The organism is Thalassospira sp. GO-4, assembly GCF_023588965.1.
GTDB lineage: Bacteria > Pseudomonadota > Alphaproteobacteria > Rhodospirillales > Thalassospiraceae > Thalassospira > Thalassospira povalilytica.
Map to the genome: position 1 here is coordinate 1788679 of NZ_CP097807.1, position 17744 is coordinate 1806422.

Genomic DNA, 17744 nt, shown 5'->3' on the forward strand with positions numbered 1-17744 from the left:
TCCAGACATTTGGTTCTTACAAAAAACCCGGCTCCTTTGGAGCCGGGTTTGTTGTTTTCCGCCAGCGATCCACCGCGCTTACATGCCAGCTAAATCAACCTTCCGGCTTAAACGCTGAGAAAATGCAACAATTGGTTGATTAAGGCTATATTGATAGATATCGTCAGAGAGTACTGATCAACCTCAGAAAACATTCGATATCAAGCGTATAGATAGCCTAGTCAAATGAACCAAATCACCACGCTGCTAGAATGCTTATCAAAAGAAATTAGTGCTGACGAAAAAGAAGCAATTAAAGAATTTGCCAGCGACCTCTATCTCTACGTTCACCAGCGCGATGAAGAAGACCCTGACACGCTGGATACAAAACTAGAGAGCGCCAATCGTCAGGAGGAGTTATCACATGCCAACAGAACGCTAGAGCGATTCACTATGCTCTTGGAAAAGTATCAACACTTTCCATCCGGTCAAAAACTGCTGGCATTTTTCCTTTCGCATATTCACGACGTTTTTACATTTCAGATTAAAGGAAAGAACCTGTCGGATAGCGAAATAGATGACGTGATCCGCACGCAAATCGTCGAGAAGATCATAGCAGACATGGGCAATGGATCGGTTCATTTTACGATCAATGCCAACCATGTAAGAGGAATGGTCTACTTCTTAGCAGACAGATGTTACGTAAGGTGGGATGACAAGTGTTCAGCTTAACATACTCTGCAGCTTACGACCCCTATCATACAGTATTTAGAATGTTGGCGCTAACCATTACCATTGAAAAACCTGTAACGTTACCTGTCGAATCTCTAAGAATTATTGATTTTTATCACAAATTTCCGTGGCTTCTAGATGACTTCAAATCGACAAATAAAATAAAAGGATTTCAAAAAGAAAAGAAAGCTGCTTTAAAAAATTCGGCAACAACACAATTCGAAATAATACCTGACAAATTTATTGTTTTTCAGCGGATGCACTCAAGCCAATTGTCGTCAATCAACGCTTTAATTCGAAAAAAATATTTTATTTAAACGAAGATGAGCAAATGATAACGATACACCCCCAGCATCTTGATGACGGACCGCTCGCGTTACGTCTAAATGAATATTCAAAATCCAATATGGATTTGCTGAACTTCTTGGTTAGTAAGTTAGCAATTGTCCCACTACTTGGCCCCGGCGGTTTGAAGGACAGGAGCGGGTTGGGAGAGTTTAGATATGATATCATTTAAGCCGTCACTTAAGGTCACTGACCTCACCGTTCTACGCGGGGAAAATACTGTTTTTTCTGAACAGTTCCACTCCGGGCTGAATATTATCAGCGGTGAAAACAGCTCCGGAAAATCCAGCATCATGGATTTCATCTTCTATGGATTGGGTGGCGACCTTGCTGAACACCAATGGAGAGAGACATCACTACTTTGCTCGGATGTCTTGATAACGGTTCAGTTAAGCGGCAACACACTGACGCTGAAAAGGGGAATTGAACCAAAGAAGTTCCGACCTATGGAAATATTTTTTGGAGAACATTCTGAAGCACTTTCGGCGCCTATTTCGCAGTGGGAAAACTATCCATATTCCCGCGGTGGAGGGACCAACAAAAAAGAGAGCTTTAGTCAAGCCATTTTCAGACAACTCGGCCTACCGGAAGTACGAATTGAAGAGCAAAACGTAAAGATCACTATCCATCAGTTACTTCGCTTGCTCTATTCGGACCAACTAACTTCGGTTGAACGTATCTTTAGACAACAACAACCCGATGATGCCACGACTAGGTCCACCGTTGGAGACATACTGCTCGGAGCATATAGCGATGATTTCTACTCCGCGACCTTAAGAATCAAGGAAGCAGACGACGAACTCAAAAGTATATTGGCGCAAATCAAATCAATACGTGATCGCTACCAAGTGAATGGCCACCCACTTACCTCGGAGTGGCTAAGCTCTGAGATTTCTTCACTCAACGAGGAAATATCGCTCATCACGCAAGAGATCGAAGCCCTCGAAGATCAAATATTTTCGACACAGTTTGAAGATCGCCTGACATTGAATGATCAGGAGAAAACTTATGAAGCGTTGGTAAAGTTACAGACACAGCTTGGAGACATTCGAAGCAAATTGGATGCGACTGAACTCGATATTTCCGAAGCAGCTGAGTTCATCGCAGCAATGGAGCGAAAAGTAGATGATCTGACCAATGCAAAAGCAGTAGTGGAAGAGTATGAATACCTTGACTTCGATATCTGCCCTGCTTGCTTGGGACTAGTCGATGATCAAAAACTTGAAGGTGGCTGCTCCCTCTGCAAGCAACCTTTCCAACGCAGTGCGGTAATCGACAGGTCCGCCAGGATGTTAAACGAAGCTATCAGACAACGGGATCGCTCCATAAACATCCAGAATGAAAGAGTAGCCGAGAAGAAGAAACTAATACAAAAACTGGAAAAAACTCGCTTACTTTGGGAAGATGCAAGTCGTCACTATAGCATTGCCTTACGCTCCCCGACCACAGAACTCAGATCACGGCTCCGCGACCTAACCAGAAAGGCCGGCTATAAAAACCGTCAACTGGAGGAAGTAGTCACAAAGCAATCAATTGTCGAAGAACTTAGGCAACTTGGAGAAACTCGCAGTGACCTTGAAGCGGAAATTTCAGCTTTACGATCAGTAATCGAGAGAGAAAAACGTCAGAATATTGAACGGAAATCGCTTGCAAGGCAGAAAATTGAAGAGATTGTTCTAGGTTTTCTACATGACGATTTGGACCGTCAATCAACATTTAAGAACGCTACCAAAGTTGATTTTGATTTTGAAGGAGACCGGCTATCGGTTGACGGGGAAAGCTTTTTCTCCGCAAGCTCGATGGTATATCTGCGTAATAGCTTTCTCGCAGCCTTTCACTTCGCCTCTGCCTTAGATCGCAACTTCGGTCATCCACGATTTCTATTGATGGACACAATTGAAGACAAAGGCATGGAGCAAGAACGAAGCAAGCACTTCCAGCGACTACTTGCACATCGATCTAAGAATACAAATAGCGATCACCAGATCATTATTGCGACATCAATGATTGCAGAAGAGCTCAACACCCCAGAGTTTGTAATAGGACAACATTACACTCACGAAAACAGAACTCTGAAAATTAAATCCTGAGTATTTACAAAATGTCGCTAAAATCATTTTTTCGAAAAAAAGGCACTGATGAGAGCTTTCTCCAAGAGAAGGTAAATTGGCTAATTTTGAGAGGATTTGGCTCTTCCAAGTTAGCCTCTGCAACAGCAATAATGCCTTTCCTTGGCTATGTGATTTTATACAACACAGAGATTTCAAAGTACTTTGGAGAGTTGGGCGGCTTACTCAACCAACAACAAGCTTCTGAAAGCTGCCCTCAATACATATCGTTATTTAGCAAAATCAACTTAATGTACTTAGGATTATTTTTTACCGGCTTGTCAGCCATACTTTTTAAAGCACTAGCCCCAAAAGAGATACAGATGTATCCGAGCGCAAACGAGTTCATTGAGAATGAACGAAAAAACCTTACTGCGAGACGACTTAGGTCAATGTATCGCACGATTAACTCCAAACGCCCTCGAATTGGGGGTGAAATTCAATCAAGCGCACCTTGGGTGGATAAATCCATCTCAATAAAACGAGCATCAGTTGAATTCAGCAAGAATGACAACGAAGACACTATACTCGATATACTCCGCAATTTCTTTCAGGTTCAAAGCAGACATCAAAACAGAGGCACAGTATTAATGTCCGCATTATTCCTGATCCTCGGCGCAATTTTGCTCGCAATTCCTTCCACTGCATTTACACTCAGAGTTATGTGCACAATTTTCCACAGTTAGTGCCTTCCTTTCCAACCCCTTCTACTCCAAACGTCTCTAACCCGGCCATCGATCAGCCGTGACCTGAAACAACTTCTCGCCCGCAAACTGAATCCGCGCAAACGCATCCTCGGCTATGAAGCCTGAGACGAAGGTCATGAATATGACAAGAAATGGTTGGATATCGATCTGGCCCAAGCCGTCCGGGCCGCCTTAGCTAACCATCAACATCCCAGCCTCGGTAAACAGGAAAATCGCGATTGCGGTAGCAATCTCCTCCCCGGTCGGGACCAGCAATCGGGCATCTGATGCCCCGCGCAATAAGACCACCATATCCCCCATGGAACGCCAGCTTTGGCAGTTATGGATTTCACGCGGCCTACACTCAAGAATAGCCCGAAATTAAATCATTAAAAATCAAAACCTTATACTGACACCTTTGAAATCCTATACACTTGTATTCCCGAACAAAGTCACGTAGGGTCTAGATGCGAAAACGCTCATGTAGGGCGTTGCGCGTTATTTATCGTAATCTTCTTTACGCCTTGCTTGTTCAGGTAGGAACTGCGTCATGGCTTTGAATATAATATCAAACTATGCGGCGAACCTTGCCCATCGGAACCTTACGGCGTCCGATGCTGCGGCAACCCGTTCGCTTGCCAAACTTTCTTCGGGAACGCGTGTGGTTTCCGCGCGTGATGATGCGGCTTCGATGGCAATTGGCGCACGCCTGAATGCCACGGCCCAGGCCCTTAAAACTGCCACCGTCAATGTCGGTCAGGCCAATTCGATGTTGCAGATCGCCGATGGCGGCATGGCCACCATTGACGACATTCTGGTGCGGATGAAGACGCTGGCGGTGCAGGCATCGTCGGGCAACCTGTCCGATACCGAACGCGGCTTTCTCAATGACGAATTCACCCAGCTGCGTGACGAAATCGACCGTATCTCGTCCTCGACCAATTTCAACGGCATTCAGTTGCTGGGCGATGGCGGCGATGTGTCGCTTGACTATGCCAACCTGAATTCGGGCAACCAGGGCGAAGACATTTCGCCGGCCAACGGGTTTGATGGCATTGCGATTACCGACAACAATTACTGGGCGACGGATGCCAACAGTAACGGTGTCAATGACAACTCATTCAAGCTTCATTTCGTCAAGGTCGGGAATTCGGCACTGATCAATGTCATCACGACGATTGATGGCGTGAATGACCGGGTGCAAAGCATTGATGTCACCGATTTTGCCACCGGCGGGACCAAGGCCCTGTCGGCCGGTGAAAAGACAACAGTGACCTTTGACGAGCTGGGGTTAAGCTTTGATCTTAACAACAATATCAGCACCATCATCGCCAACACCATCACCCTTGGTTCCGACGGGGCCGGGGCGGACGGTTTTGCCACCGCACAGGTGATTGGCGGCGGTGCGACGCCCGGCGATAACAGCACCGTGCGCATGCTGGCCGATAACGGACAGAAACTGCCGACCAATATCTCGTTCCAGATCGGGGCGGGCAATACGTCCAATGACCGGCTGGCGATTTCGTTTCAGTCGGTTGACAGTGCCGCCCTTGGCACCGGTGCGGCTGGCACCGAAGACGGGCTTGATGATCTTGGCGTCAATGCCATTTCAACCGCGGCATCGGCCCAGAACGCGGTCGAGGTCGTCACCCGAGCGATTGACGATTTGCAACGCGCGCGTGCCAATGTCGGCACCTATCAGAACCGGCTTGATTTCGCGGGGCAGAACCTTGCCACCATGCTTGAAAATGTCGAAGAAGCCCGTTCCACCCTGCTTGATCTGGATGTCGCAGCCGAAATGACGATCTTCACATCAAAGCAGATCCTGGTGCAGTCCGGCGTTGCCATGCTGGCCCAGGCCAACCAGATGCCGCAAAATCTTTTGCGCCTGCTGCAAGGCTGATCGCGCCGTTTTTCGACCGGTTTCTCGCCCCGTTAAAGCGTGCCTGCATTTATCCAACGAAACTTCAACCGGCGTCATTGCACGCCGGTTTTCTTTTGCCTTATGGCGTTGGCGCGTCGGGCTTTTTGGGATCGTGATCGCCTTCCCCGCCGGGCATGCGAAAGATCTTTTTGCCGGCAAACTGAATGCGCGCAAAGGCATCCTCGGCCATAAAGCCCGAAACGAACGCCATGAAGGTCACCAGAAACGGGCTGATATCAATCTGTCCGGTGCCGTCCGGTCCGCCCTGACTGACCATCAGCATCCCGGCCTCGGCACACAGGAAAATGGCCATGGCGGCAGCTATGCCTTCTCCGGTCATGACAAACAATCGGGCGGCGGGCAACACCCGTTCCCCCAGATGTGTCCAGCCCTGTCTTTGCACATCCGTCCGGCCCGTATTGGCATGTAGGGCATCGGGATTACGGGCATTGGCGTCATTGATTCCATTATCCTGACCCACACCGAAACCGGCGGGATATGGCGCGACCGGGCGGCCGAAATTCTGCCGGGTAAAGGCCACCACCGCACCAAGCCCGCCTGCGGCCACGGTGACCAGCAAGGTAAGCATGATGGTCGGAAGCTGGATCAGATAGGAAAGGATACGCCCGACCGGATGTTGAAACAGCGCGACAAGCGACTGCATTTCAAGACGCAGATCATCGCTTTGATGGATGAATTGCGCCTGTGTTTCTTCAAGTTCGTTTTCAAGACTTTTGCGCAAAAGTGCCGCATGCCGGTTTTCCGAATGAATATTTGCCCATTCGACCTGTGCGCGGGCATTTTTCTCGTCATAACGGATCATCGCGGCACGAATGGCATCGACTTGCAGATTGACCTGTTCGACAAGGGCCGGTGAGGCATCCTTGGTAAATTTCGGCTTATCAAGCAGCACATGCAAACTGGCCATCACTTCGGCGGCCTCGGCCTGGCGCGTTGTGTCGGTTGTGATTTCATCGACCAGAAAATCCGGTGGTGCCACATTCCCGCCGGATTGATCGGTACTGCCCGCACTATCAGCATCACTAACGCCCGCGCCAGCGCCACCAATGCCAGCGCCACCAGCATCAGAAGCACCAGCAGCAAAAGGATTGCCGGCATTCCCGGCAATGCCGCTGCTATTGACCCTGTTTTACGGGGTTGGCACCCCGTCCATGGTGACGGCCGATTTCTGGTCCGACACCAGCTGATAGGCGGAATTCATGACATCGGAAAAGACTGCGGTGAAGTCGCTATCAAAGGACGCCCGGTGTTTTGTCACGGTCGCTGCCAGTCGGGAATAGCCGTCAAAGGCTTCCCACCAGGCAAGTACCGCGTCCTTTTGCATGATCAGGCCGTTGCGTGTGTCCTGAAGGGCGCGGGCGTCAAGTTCGCGGATGCTGGTGCGCAATCTTGCCTGTTCCTCAAGGGCGACGGCCTCGTGATAGGCCTGAAGCACCAGCCGTTCCAGCGTCCCCGGGGACGATGCCCCCAATTCCCGGCGCAGGGCATCGCGCTGAATATCGGCGGTAAACCCGGCAAAAAGCGTAATCACAAAGCCGAAATAAAAGGCGCTGGTCAGCGCGATCAGAATGATCGATCCGGCCATTCTCCAGATATTGAAACCATCCTCTTGTGCCTGACCCATCTGTTACCTGCCATCGCTGCGAACCTTTTATCGACGGGCAGGCGAAATGCTTGTGAGGGCACAAAAATCCCGTTGCGGGCTTTGCGTCCGGCAGGATTTGATCCTATTGTCAAAACCACAATCAGAAAAAGACCGGATCGACATGACCAACAATTCCCCGAACACCTGGCAGCACCTTTCTTCTGACTGGATCAACTGGGCCGACCGGCTTGCCCCGGCAGCCGAGAAAATCAACCGCCATATGATCGAGGCGGCGCATCTCGATACCCTGGCGCGGTTGCGCGGTGATGCGCCGCTTGATGTGCTTGATCTGGCGTCCGGGGTTGGGGAACCGGCCTTTTCCTTTGCCCGTGCACTCGCAGCACTGACCGGCGAAACGACGACGGGTGGCGGGGCCGCGAATGACGCAGGACCGGCGAACAGCAACGATGTTAGCGCTAACACGCCCCGTCTATCAGGGCATGTAACCGCATCCGATATCGTGCCTGAAATGTGTGACGGGCTGGCCGCGCGCGCAGAAGAAGAAGGCATCGCCAATATTTCCGTGATCCCGGCGGATATGGAAAATCTGCCATTTTCCGATCAAAGCTTTGATGTGGTGTCCTGTCGGTTTGGCGTGATGTTTTGCAATGATCCGGATCGGGCATTGCGGGAAAGCCACCGGGTGTTGCGGCCCGACGGACGGGCGGTTTACATGGTTTGGGCACCGATGGTTGATAACCCGCTTTTTGCCGCGATGGATGCGGTTCTGGGCAATATTCTGGGCATCGGGTTTGATCAGGCCGGGCTTGATCCGTTTTCGTTTGGCAATATTGATCAATCCATGGACCGGATGGAAACGGCGGGCTTTACCGGCATCACCGCCACCACCCACAGCCCGGCCGGACGCATCCCCGAAAAGGTCCCGTTCTGGAAACCGCAAATGGACATGCTGTTTGGCAATGTGCTGCGCGATGCATCGGATATGGATCGCGGCGCGATTGATGCGGCGATGTTTGAAACACTTTCACCCTATATCGAAGACGGCCATTTTCAGGTTCCGATTTGTTTTCATGTGCTTAGCGCCAAGCGGGCCTGACAGACACCCGCCTCCCATCACATGACAAGGCCAAAATCACAGCATTCCTGCGCCAAACGCGTGGTTGCATGCGGTGATTTTTGCTTGCCTTTTGGCGGCCATCATGGCACATGCCCGCCCTGAAGCGATGATTGCTTCCCTGTCGTAGCACCAGGTTAAAAACACGAAAGACATATGATTATGAAGACGATTGTCGTCTGCTCTGGCGGACTGGATTCCGTCACGCTGGCCTATAAGGTTGCAGCCGAGCACAATTTGCATTCCCTGATTTCGTTCGATTATGGCCAGCGCCATAAAAAGGAACTCGATTTCGCGGCCCGCACCGCACGCGATCTTGGCGTCAAACATCACATTGTTGATCTGACCCCGGTTGGTGCCCTTTTGACCGGATCGTCACTGACCAGTGATGATATCGATGTGCCCGATGGCCATTACGCCGAAGAAACCATGCGCGTCACCGTGGTGCCCAACCGCAATGCCATCATGCTGGCGGTGGCCTTTGGTGCGGCGGCCAGTGCCGGGGCCGATGCGGTTGCAGCCGCCGTTCACGGCGGGGATCATTTTATCTATCCTGATTGCCGTCCCGATTTCATCAAATCGTTCCAGGCCATGCAGGACCACGCCCTTGAAGGGGTTCGCGACGTCACCCTTTATACGCCGTTTGTGAATGTCTCGAAGGCCGATATCGCGCTTGAAGCCGGTCGGCTTGGCGTGCCGGTTGATCTGACCTGGTCATGCTACAAGGGCGGGGAAACCCATTGCGGTCGTTGCGGTACCTGTGTCGAACGGCGCGAGGCCCTTGAACTGGCCGGGATCAAGGACCCGACCGTTTATGTCGATCGCGAATACTGGAAACAGGCCCGCGCCGATCACCGTGCGCGTCAGCTTGCCGCACATGAAACGGCATCTGCATCCAATAACGCCGCCGAATAATTCCTGAAATACCGTGATTTGACCGGGCTTGCGCCGATGGATTTCCATCCGGCATGCACCCGGCCTGTCGCGCCATGAAAGACAGATTGATGTTTACCATCACCAAACAATTCGCCTTTTCCGCCAGCCACCAACTGGCCGGGCTGGAAGCCGATCACCCCTGTTCGCGCCTGCATGGCCATAACTATATCGTCGAGGTCGAACTTAAAGGCGCAAACCTTGATGCCCGCGGCTTTGTGCGCGATTACCGTGAACTCGGGCCGCTTAAACGGCTGATTGATGATGAATTTGATCATCGTCACCTGAACGAAGTTCTGGGCCATGATCACCCGACGGCCGAAAAGCTTGCCCTGTTCTTTTATCAATGGGCGCATGATCGCTGGCCCGAAGTCAGCGCAGTGCGGGTTTCCGAAACACCGAAAACCTGGGCGGAATATCGTCCATGACGGTGATTGATCGCAATCTGGCAGCCATGTCGGACACGGCCGAACATCGCGGCAAAATCCGCATATCCGAGATTTTCGGCCCGACCGTTCAGGGCGAAGGCGCGCTGATCGGGGTGCCGACCGTGTTTGTGCGTACCGGTGGCTGTGATTTTCGCTGTTCCTGGTGCGATACGCTTTATGCGGTTGATCCAGCCTTCCGGGCTGACTGGAAACCGATGACTGCGGCCGAGGTTCTGGACGCGGTCAAAAAACTTTCAGGCGGCAAGCCGATCCTGGTCACCCTGTCGGGTGGCAACCCGGCGATCCAGCCATTGGGCGCCCTGATTGCCATGGGCAAGCAGGAAGGTTTCACCTTTGCCATCGAAACCCAGGGCAGCATCGCCAAGGACTGGTTTGCCGACCTTAATTACCTGACGATCAGCCCGAAACCGCCCAGTGCCTCAACCAGTTTTGATGCCGATGCCCTGGCCGCCTGCATTGATGCTGCCCAGTCCCGCGGGATGCTGGATGGTCCTGCAATTACGTTGAAATTCCCGGTCCGTGACGAGGCCGACCTGATGTTTGCCGATTATGTGAGGAACCTTCACATTGGCATTCCGGTCTGTGTACAGCCGGTCAACACAACCCCCGCCGAACCGCATCCGGATGGCAAAGACGGCGTTGATATCGAGGCCCTGACCGCCCGCTATCGCTGGCTGGTCGATGAAATCGCCAGACGCCAGTGGTTTGATGTCCGTGTCTTGCCGCAATGGCACGTCCATGTCTGGGGCAATCTGCGCGGGGTGTAAGCCGACAACTTGTGACCGCCATGCTGTGCCCGGAAACGGCGCAACGCACCCGGCACGCCAAGCCCGGCATCTGTTTACTTGTCACCTGTCACTCGGCACCGAATACACAGACACGGCATACGGCACACAGCACACGGGACACTTGCTGAACCTCAGCAAACGATGACGGAGGCATCAGCATCGTACATGATGCATCGTGCTTGGGGCGTGGGAGTGGACGTAAGCGTGGGCCCGGCGGGGCGTAGCTTGGGGCTTGTTGGGCGCAGGCCTAGCTTGGAGCTAGGAACTTGGGGCTTTGGCTTTGGCTTGGCTTGGGCTTGGGCTTGGGCTTGGGCCTTGGCTTGGAAACACCACAGCGCCAATTTGCGTTTTGGCAATCACCATACCATATATAATATGCAAGCCCGGTTGTGCCGGAACGGTGCGCGGGTCTTGCAGGTGCTTTATCATCAACCCGACGGTTTGAGCAGCCGAACGGTCACAGCACCCGGTTTCATTGCCGGACCCTGATCGCCCGCAAGGGGGCGCATTCACAATAAAAACCAGATCAGCCCCGCACGCGGTCATCTTCCGGATGCTCGCAGGAGCCATGATCATGAGCATTACCCGCACAACCCATCGCACGGTGACGTTCTTTCATCCGTTCCATCTGTCCTGCCATGACGGATTGCTGCCGGCGGGTGAATATGACGTCGATACACTTGAAAAGCTTGATACAGAGGCCGCAACGCGCAGCTATATCAAACTGGAATGCCATCTGCATCTTTGGTCGGACGGCGACACAAGGCGGACCGGAAAGCAGGATCAGGGCGAAAAGGTCCTGACGGTCAATCCGCGCGAACTTGAGGCGGCCCTGGCCCTTGATTCCGATCCGCTGCGCGAAGATGAACGCAAGAAGATGATCAAATCATTTGGCGGATTGCCCGAAAATGACGCGGCGTAACACGCCCGCACGATACAGCCTATCGCGCCATCGCCGTCATCACTGAAAACTGCGCCATCGCGTCCCGGCGCATCCCGGCTGATTTTTCGCAGTCATTTCTGGCCATTTCCCGAGTTTTTCGGACTTTACCAGTCCAAAACCGCCCTCCCCCTAGGGCACATGAATGACCGGCACGATCCAGCCGTGATCCTGCAAAATCTTGATCCCTTCAAACACCGGTATTGCCATCAGGAACCAGAGCGCATCGCGCGTGGTCGTTAGAAAAAGCGATGGCCGACATACCAGATCGGCCTCGTCACGCCAGCGATGCCAGGTCGGGCGAAACCGCGGTACAAGGTTTTTATAGCGCGTGAATGCAACCCCGAACCGGGCGGCAAGATGGGCCTCTTCGCGCAGGACAACCGCCCGAAATACCAGCCAGCACAAAATCGCAAACAGCACCCCGATCACAAGGCTTCCGGTCTGAGCACCAATGCCAAACGCGCCGATGATGCTGAAAAGATACAGCGGATTGCGACATATCGAATAAGGGCCGGTTGTCACCAGCTCGGTCTTTTTGCGCCCGCCAATATAAAGCGAACACCACCCCCGCCCGAAAATACAGATCGCAATGGCCGCAAGGCCGATGGCCTCGACCCCGTCATGGGCGGGACTGTCCACCGGAAGGACAGACCGGCTGAGCAACACAAGCAGCAAAAGCCCGCCGATCCCGACCCGGATCACGTTTTTGCGCCGACGCTGAAGACGTTGCAAATCGGCATCCCCGGCGGATCGGTTTGCCATTTCGCGGTGATGGGCGTCGCAGCAGGCAATGGGTGGCAACGGCAATGGCGTTTGGCACGACAAGGCTTGTGCGCGCTCGTCGATTGTGACCGGGGAAAATGACGGCGGGGAAAATGATGCCGGGGACATTTGCGGGCTCCTGTGAATTTATGACACAGAATCCCTATCCCCTGCCCGGTCCATCTGGCGTCCGGTGCTGCGTATCCGGTCGTTCGGATGCCGGTTCGGTCGCAGGCAACGGCGTTGATTGCGGATTTACCCGCCAAAACCACCGCCGCCTTTTTGGGGCGGACAGCGTTATCCGGCGGTATTTTTCAAAGCAGCATCGCGCACCGCACTTGGCGTTTCGCCGGTAAATTTCCGGAATGCCAGATTAAAGGTCGATTTGGAATTGAACCCGACACTCAGCGCGATATCAAGGATCGTTCTTTCCGGTTCCAGCACAAGCACCGCACGGGCTTCTTCGATCCGGGTCTGATTGACGAAATCAAAGAAATTCTGCCTCAGATGCCGGTTCAGAACATAGGAAAGCTGATTGGGTGACACCCCGACCGCACGGGCAAGCTTTGGCAAGGATACCAGCGGATCAAGCAACAATTCCCGCCGTCCCCGGATATCGGCCAGCTTGGCAAGTGCGCGTTCCACCCCGTCATCATCAAGCAGCGATCGCGCGGCGTCCAAAGGTGTCGGCCGGATGTCAGATGCCGTCGCACGTTCCAGGCCACCAGTCAGGCCAGCATCCGGGCTGTCATGCACCTCATCCCCGGCGTCATTGCCCAGATTATCATCCGGGTTTGGCGATGCGACTTGTGCACGGCCAGTGGTTGCGGGGATTGCGGGTCTGGGTGCAGGTGCGGTTTTGCCTGCGTCACCATCGGGCCAGTCGGCCATGACAAACAGCGCCGGTCTGGTGGCAATCACATAGGTCATGGCAAACAGAACCAGCACAAAGGCAAGGCCGGTCCCGGTCATTGCCATGGGTTCAGGAATGTAAAACGCGATGATGCGGCTCAACAGGACCGTCACGAAAATCAGGCAAACACCGCCCAGAATGACGGCAATCCAGCGCCGCATGGCCCGGCGGTCTGCGCCAAGCTGTTGCTGGGTCTGACGGAAATAGGTTTCTGACAACCGCCACAGGCGATGGATATAAAACGCCGCCTGCACGAAAATCGCCAGCCAGCACACCGCCTTGACCGTTTCGACAATCACCGACTGTTCGTTTGTTGCCGGAACCGCCCCGAAACCATCAATGGTGAACAGCCAGGCCAGCAGATTGAAAATCACCGCAGCCGGAACAAAATGGACCCACGCACGACGATCCGGGGTCCCGGACAGCTCCCGGAAATAAAGATAGATCGCCGGACCAATCACGAAATTGGATGGAAAGAAAAACAGAACAATCAGGTCCTGTACCTGATCCGATCCGAATGTGTCGCCAACATCAGCCAGAAGATTGAGCATCAGACAACACAGAAACAGCATCATCCAGCGGTTGGCAGCAAGTGCGCGGACGCCTTCGGATCTGAGCAAAAGGCACAAAAACCCGCCCTGCAACAGCCCGACCACGGCAATTGTCACATCAAGATAATCCAGCACCCCGTTGCTCATGATTTGCCAACTGCACCTTGTGCTGTGTCCCCGTTGCCGGGATTGGGGCCGGAACCGGGATTGGCAAGCACAGCCGCCTTTTGCGCCAATGACGCGGCAATCTTGGTCGCAGCTGGCTGATCGGCCGGTTGATCGAGGGTCTGATCCGCGGGGGGTGCAACAGCATTGTCGCGCCCGGCTTCGCGAAATGCACTTGGCGTTTCGCCGGTGATTTTCTTGAAGGCCAGATTAAAGGTCGATTTCGAATTGAACCCGACACTCAGCGCGATATCAAGAATGGTGCGATCCGGTTCGAGCAACAAAACAGACCGCGCTTCGGCGATGCGCGCCGCATTGACGAAATCAAAGAAGCTTTGCCCGATATGATGGTTCAGAACATAGGACAGCTGATTTGGGGTCACCCCGACCGCACGCGCAAGCTTTGGCAGGGAAACCAGCGGATCAAGCAATATGTCACCGCGATTTTGAATGTCCGTTAAGTGGGCAATGGCACGTGTCAGCCCCTCCTCGTCCAGAAGCGGACGCACCGGACTGGTGACCGGGCTTGTGACTGGGTTTGTGACTGGGTCATCGGTTTTTGGGGCGGCGTGCCCCTGCTCCGACGTAGGTGCTGATGCCGATACCTGCGTCGATGCCGGAGCCGGAACCGGATCGGGATGGCCGGATCGCAAGAAGCGGTCCTGACGGATGATGACAGGCCCGTCATCGGCATCATCGATGTCGGTGTCAGATGGCCAGTCAGCCATCACAAACAGGGCCGGCCTTGTGGCGATTTCATATGTCATGGCAAACAGAACCGCGACAAAGGCCATTTCGGTGCCGAACATTTCGGTACTGCGCGGCAGATAAAGACCCACAATCTTGCCAATCGCGACCGTGACAAAAACAAGCGTCAATCCGCCAAGAATAACCCCGATCCAGCGCCGCATCAGATCACGGTCAGCCCCGAGCTGTTCCTGGGTTTGCTGGAAATAGCGGCATGCGACACGCCACAGCAGCGCAATATAAAGTGATATCTGGACAAAAATCGCCGTCCAGCAGAACACGGCAATCAGTTGCCGCACTGTATAGCCACCATCAAGGGCAATGGTCCGCCCGCCATCATGGGTGATGATCCAGGCAATCAGGTTGAACACCACCATTGGCAAAATCGCATGGATCCATGGCCGCCGCGATGGCTTGCCCGAAATTTCGCGGAAATAAAGATAGATCGCCGGGGCGATGACAAAATTGATCGGACCGAAAAACAGTTCAAGCGCCCGATCGACATCGGGGGAGACAAAATGTTCGATAACGTCTTCGATCAGGTTGCAGGCAATCGCAAAGATGAAAATCATCATCCAGCGGTTCGCCCCGAAGGCACGCGCACCTTCCGAACGCAGAATAAGACACAGGAAAACTGCCTGTATCAATCCAACGACGGCCACGGTGATACTTATATATTCCGTCCAACCGGTCATTCCGGTGTGCTCCTGATCTTTGCTGCGGTCTGCTGTTATCCGGGTTTGGCGCAAGCTTACCGCACAAACCGACTATATCGTTTCAATAGACACAATCGGACACAAAAGGCGTCCGACTATGCACAGACGGACGCATCGCACACCGCTTTGCGTCACATTCCCGAACAGACACCGACCCGACGCGGCTGGTTGATGCAGCGATCCTGTTATGTAACAGATCGCCCGCACCAATCGTCCAGGTAGAGTCCGTGTCATAAAAATTTCTATCATATTCGATTGACTGTATCGAACTGATATATGATAGTCCGACATATATCGGACTGATATAACGATTTTGGCACCTTCCCCCGCCATGTCGTGATCAGTCCGGGGGAAGAAACAAGGACACAGAACAGAAGATGGACGTACGCACACTCTGTCTGGGCGCCCTGATGGGTGGCGAGGCAACGGGATATGAAATTCGCAAGATGTTCGAGGATGGCACTTTCAGCCATTTTCAAATCGCATCCCTTGGCTCGATCTATCCGGCCCTGACCAAACTGACGCAGGATGGCCTGGTTACGTTTGTCGAACATGAACAGGAAAACCGCCCGGACAAGAAGGTCTATCAACTGACCCAGGAAGGCCGCCGGACATTCCTGCGTACCCTGTTGCAAACACGCCCGGCCGAGGATCGCTATCGTTCGGACATTCTGTTCATGCTGACCTTTGCCGAAGAAATGCCGATCGAATTGACCGAAGCCCTGATTGATGAATTTGCCGCCCGTCATGAATTGATGAGCCACCAGATCGATCCGGATAACGAAGACAAGCAAGGAAGCCCGTCAACTTATGGCCGTGATGAAAATGGCAATCCCAAACCGGGATGCTGTTTTGTTGCCGGACTGGGACAGGCGATGTGTGACGCGACGTTGAAATTCATCCGGGAAAACAAACAGGGCCTGCTTGATGAATTGCGAAACTTCAAGGCGCGGAAACCCTGATCGCCATATCTGATCGGAAAACAGCCCGACCTGCTGCGAATTGACGCAAAAAGACGTGCCTGCCAAGTGCCAAGGACGCATTCCGTCACCGGAATATTTGAGGGAACAAGAACATGAACGCTTCACGCCTGATCGCAATTTTACTGGTCTTGGGGACCGTTATTTGGATCGGCAGCGCCTATCTCGGTGAAGATTCCGCAGAGGCCGCAAACCCGTCCGAACAACACGCGACCGAGGAAACCGCCAAACCGCGCGCCTCTGTCCGCACCATTACCAGCAAGGCGGTCGATCATGTCGATTATCTGCGCATTTCCGGGCGGACCGAAGCGGTCATTTCCGTTGATATCCGTGCAGAAACCGAAGCCCGCGTGATCGAAATCGGCGCCACCAAAGGCCAGGCTGTCAAAAAGGGTGACCTGATTGCCAAACTTGCCGTTGATGACCGGCTGGCACGGGTCGAAAAGGCGCGCGCCCTTGTCGCCCAGCGCGAACTTGAACATTCGGCGGCCAAAAGTCTGGCCGAAAAGAACTATCGCTCCAAAACCGGTGTTGCCCAGACTTTGGCATTGCTCGAAGAAGCCAAGGCCGATCTGACCATTGCACGGACCGAGCTGAACAATACCGAAATCCGTGCGCCGTTTGACGGTATCGTCGAAACGCGCCCGGCCGAGGTCGGCGATCTTTTGTCGATCGGCGATGCGGTTGCGACCCTGATCCAGACAGACCCGATGCTGGTGGTTGCCCAGGTTCCCGAACATTCGATCGGTGCCATCGAGCTGGGCCAGCTTGCCAGTGTGACGCTTTATGACGGCACCCGTCATGATGGCATTGTGCGCTATACCGCGCGGGTTTCTGACAACAATACCCGCACATTCCGGGTCGAAGTCGAAATCGACAATCGCGATCAGCATATCCCTGACGGCATGACTGCCGAACTGCAAATCCCGGTCGGCACCAAGCGCGCCCATCAGGTTTTGCCATCGGTTCTGACCCTTAATGATGCCGGTGAACTTGGTGTGCGGGCCGTGACCGACGGCAACAAGGTCGTTTTCCTGCCCGCAGAATTGCAGGGCGGATCGCGTGACCGCGTCTGGATCGGCGGCCTGCCCCAGGAGTTCGAGCTGATCGTGGTTGGCCATGACTGGGTCAAGGAAGGTGCGATTGTCGATGTCGTGCATCTGGAAACCGATGAAAACGGTCTTCCGATTGCACCGGCACCGGCGGCGGCATCCGCGACCGGCAATGCCGATACCGGCACGACACTTTCGGAACGGACCGCGCAATAAGCGCGTGCATGAGG

18 protein-coding genes are annotated in these 17744 nt (G+C 53.5%); 13 read left to right on the plus strand and 5 right to left on the minus strand.

Annotated elements, in window-relative coordinates:
* Nucleotides 1-225 precede the first annotated feature (225 nt).
* The 6 genes from M9H61_RS08425 to M9H61_RS08445 all read left to right on the plus strand — a co-directional run bounded on the left by M9H61_RS08425 (nucleotide 226) and on the right by M9H61_RS08445 (nucleotide 5753).
* Complete coding sequence (locus M9H61_RS08425; protein WP_250284516.1) at nucleotides 226-711, plus strand: ABC-three component system protein; 486 nt, start codon at nucleotides 226-228, stop codon at nucleotides 709-711.
* Entirely contained in the window at nucleotides 699-1028 is a 330-nt protein-coding gene (locus M9H61_RS08430; RefSeq protein WP_250284517.1) for an ABC-three component system middle component 5, read from the plus strand. The genes M9H61_RS08425 and M9H61_RS08430 overlap by 13 nt, the downstream gene beginning before the upstream one ends.
* Nucleotides 1029-1117: 89 nt before the next feature.
* A complete protein-coding gene (locus M9H61_RS20665) occupies nucleotides 1118-1228 on the plus strand; it encodes an ABC-three component system middle component 5 (RefSeq protein WP_371922225.1) in 111 nt (36 codons plus the stop codon).
* Complete coding sequence (locus tag M9H61_RS08435; RefSeq protein WP_250284519.1) at nucleotides 1215-3146, plus strand: hypothetical protein; 1932 nt, start codon at nucleotides 1215-1217, stop codon at nucleotides 3144-3146. The genes M9H61_RS20665 and M9H61_RS08435 overlap by 14 nt, the downstream gene beginning before the upstream one ends.
* Nucleotides 3147-3157: 11 nt before the next feature.
* Complete coding sequence (locus M9H61_RS08440) at nucleotides 3158-3850, plus strand: hypothetical protein (protein ID WP_250284522.1); 693 nt, start codon at nucleotides 3158-3160, stop codon at nucleotides 3848-3850.
* Between the two features lie 550 nt (nucleotides 3851-4400).
* Nucleotides 4401-5753: a flagellin gene (locus tag M9H61_RS08445; RefSeq protein WP_250284523.1), complete on the plus strand. Its 1353-nt coding sequence runs from the start codon at nucleotides 4401-4403 to the stop codon at nucleotides 5751-5753.
* 100 nt (nucleotides 5754-5853) lie between these two features.
* On the opposite strand, the gene M9H61_RS08450 is transcribed toward M9H61_RS08445, so the two are convergent.
* The gene (locus tag M9H61_RS08450) at nucleotides 5854-6774 is read right to left on the minus strand and encodes a hypothetical protein (RefSeq protein ID WP_250284525.1); all 921 of its coding nucleotides are present in this window, start codon (nucleotides 6772-6774) and stop codon (nucleotides 5854-5856) included.
* A 150-nt stretch (nucleotides 6775-6924) separates the two neighbouring features.
* A complete protein-coding gene (locus M9H61_RS08455; RefSeq protein ID WP_250284527.1) occupies nucleotides 6925-7419 on the minus strand; it encodes a hypothetical protein in 495 nt (164 codons plus the stop codon).
* 106 nt (nucleotides 7420-7525) lie between these two features.
* Between M9H61_RS08455 and M9H61_RS08460 the strand changes: the two genes are divergently transcribed.
* The 5 genes from M9H61_RS08460 (at nucleotide 7526) to M9H61_RS08480 (ending at nucleotide 11607) form a co-directional block, all read left to right on the plus strand.
* Entirely contained in the window at nucleotides 7526-8497 is a 972-nt protein-coding gene (locus M9H61_RS08460) for a methyltransferase domain-containing protein (RefSeq protein WP_250284529.1), read from the plus strand.
* A gap of 180 nt (nucleotides 8498-8677) precedes the next feature.
* Entirely contained in the window at nucleotides 8678-9430 is a 753-nt protein-coding gene (gene queC / locus M9H61_RS08465) for a 7-cyano-7-deazaguanine synthase QueC (protein ID WP_250284532.1), read from the plus strand.
* 89 nt (nucleotides 9431-9519) lie between these two features.
* Nucleotides 9520-9876 (plus strand): 6-carboxytetrahydropterin synthase QueD, encoded by a 357-nt coding sequence (gene queD / locus M9H61_RS08470; protein WP_114113511.1) that lies wholly within the window; start codon nucleotides 9520-9522, stop codon nucleotides 9874-9876.
* Nucleotides 9873-10664 (plus strand): 7-carboxy-7-deazaguanine synthase QueE, encoded by a 792-nt coding sequence (queE, locus tag M9H61_RS08475; RefSeq protein WP_250284538.1) that lies wholly within the window; start codon nucleotides 9873-9875, stop codon nucleotides 10662-10664. The genes queD and queE overlap by 4 nt, the downstream gene beginning before the upstream one ends.
* A 595-nt stretch (nucleotides 10665-11259) precedes the next feature.
* Nucleotides 11260-11607: a hypothetical protein gene (locus M9H61_RS08480; protein ID WP_250284540.1), complete on the plus strand. Its 348-nt coding sequence runs from the start codon at nucleotides 11260-11262 to the stop codon at nucleotides 11605-11607.
* A 150-nt stretch (nucleotides 11608-11757) separates the two neighbouring features.
* Here M9H61_RS08480 and M9H61_RS08485 read toward each other — a convergent pair whose 3' ends face one another.
* The 3 genes from M9H61_RS08485 to M9H61_RS08495 form a co-directional block, all read right to left on the minus strand.
* Nucleotides 11758-12519, minus strand: a complete 762-nt coding sequence (locus M9H61_RS08485) for an isoprenylcysteine carboxylmethyltransferase family protein (protein WP_250284542.1) — start codon at nucleotides 12517-12519, stop codon at nucleotides 11758-11760.
* 168 nt (nucleotides 12520-12687) lie between these two features.
* The gene (locus M9H61_RS08490) at nucleotides 12688-14001 is read right to left on the minus strand and encodes an AraC family transcriptional regulator (RefSeq protein WP_250284547.1); all 1314 of its coding nucleotides are present in this window, start codon (nucleotides 13999-14001) and stop codon (nucleotides 12688-12690) included.
* On the minus strand, nucleotides 13998-15461 hold the full coding sequence (locus M9H61_RS08495) for an AraC family transcriptional regulator (RefSeq protein WP_250284548.1): 1464 nt from the start codon (nucleotides 15459-15461) through the stop codon (nucleotides 13998-14000). Before M9H61_RS08495 ends, M9H61_RS08490 begins: the two co-directional genes overlap by 4 nt.
* A 398-nt stretch (nucleotides 15462-15859) precedes the next feature.
* Between M9H61_RS08495 and M9H61_RS08500 the strand changes: the two genes are divergently transcribed.
* Nucleotides 15860-16444 carry a PadR family transcriptional regulator gene (locus tag M9H61_RS08500; RefSeq protein WP_068517533.1) on the plus strand — a complete coding sequence of 195 codons (585 nt, stop codon included), beginning with the start codon at nucleotides 15860-15862 and terminating at the stop codon, nucleotides 16442-16444.
* Between the two features lie 113 nt (nucleotides 16445-16557).
* Nucleotides 16558-17730 carry an efflux RND transporter periplasmic adaptor subunit gene (locus tag M9H61_RS08505; protein WP_250284560.1) on the plus strand — a complete coding sequence of 391 codons (1173 nt, stop codon included), beginning with the start codon at nucleotides 16558-16560 and terminating at the stop codon, nucleotides 17728-17730.
* The last annotated feature ends 14 nt before the right edge of the window (nucleotides 17731-17744 follow it).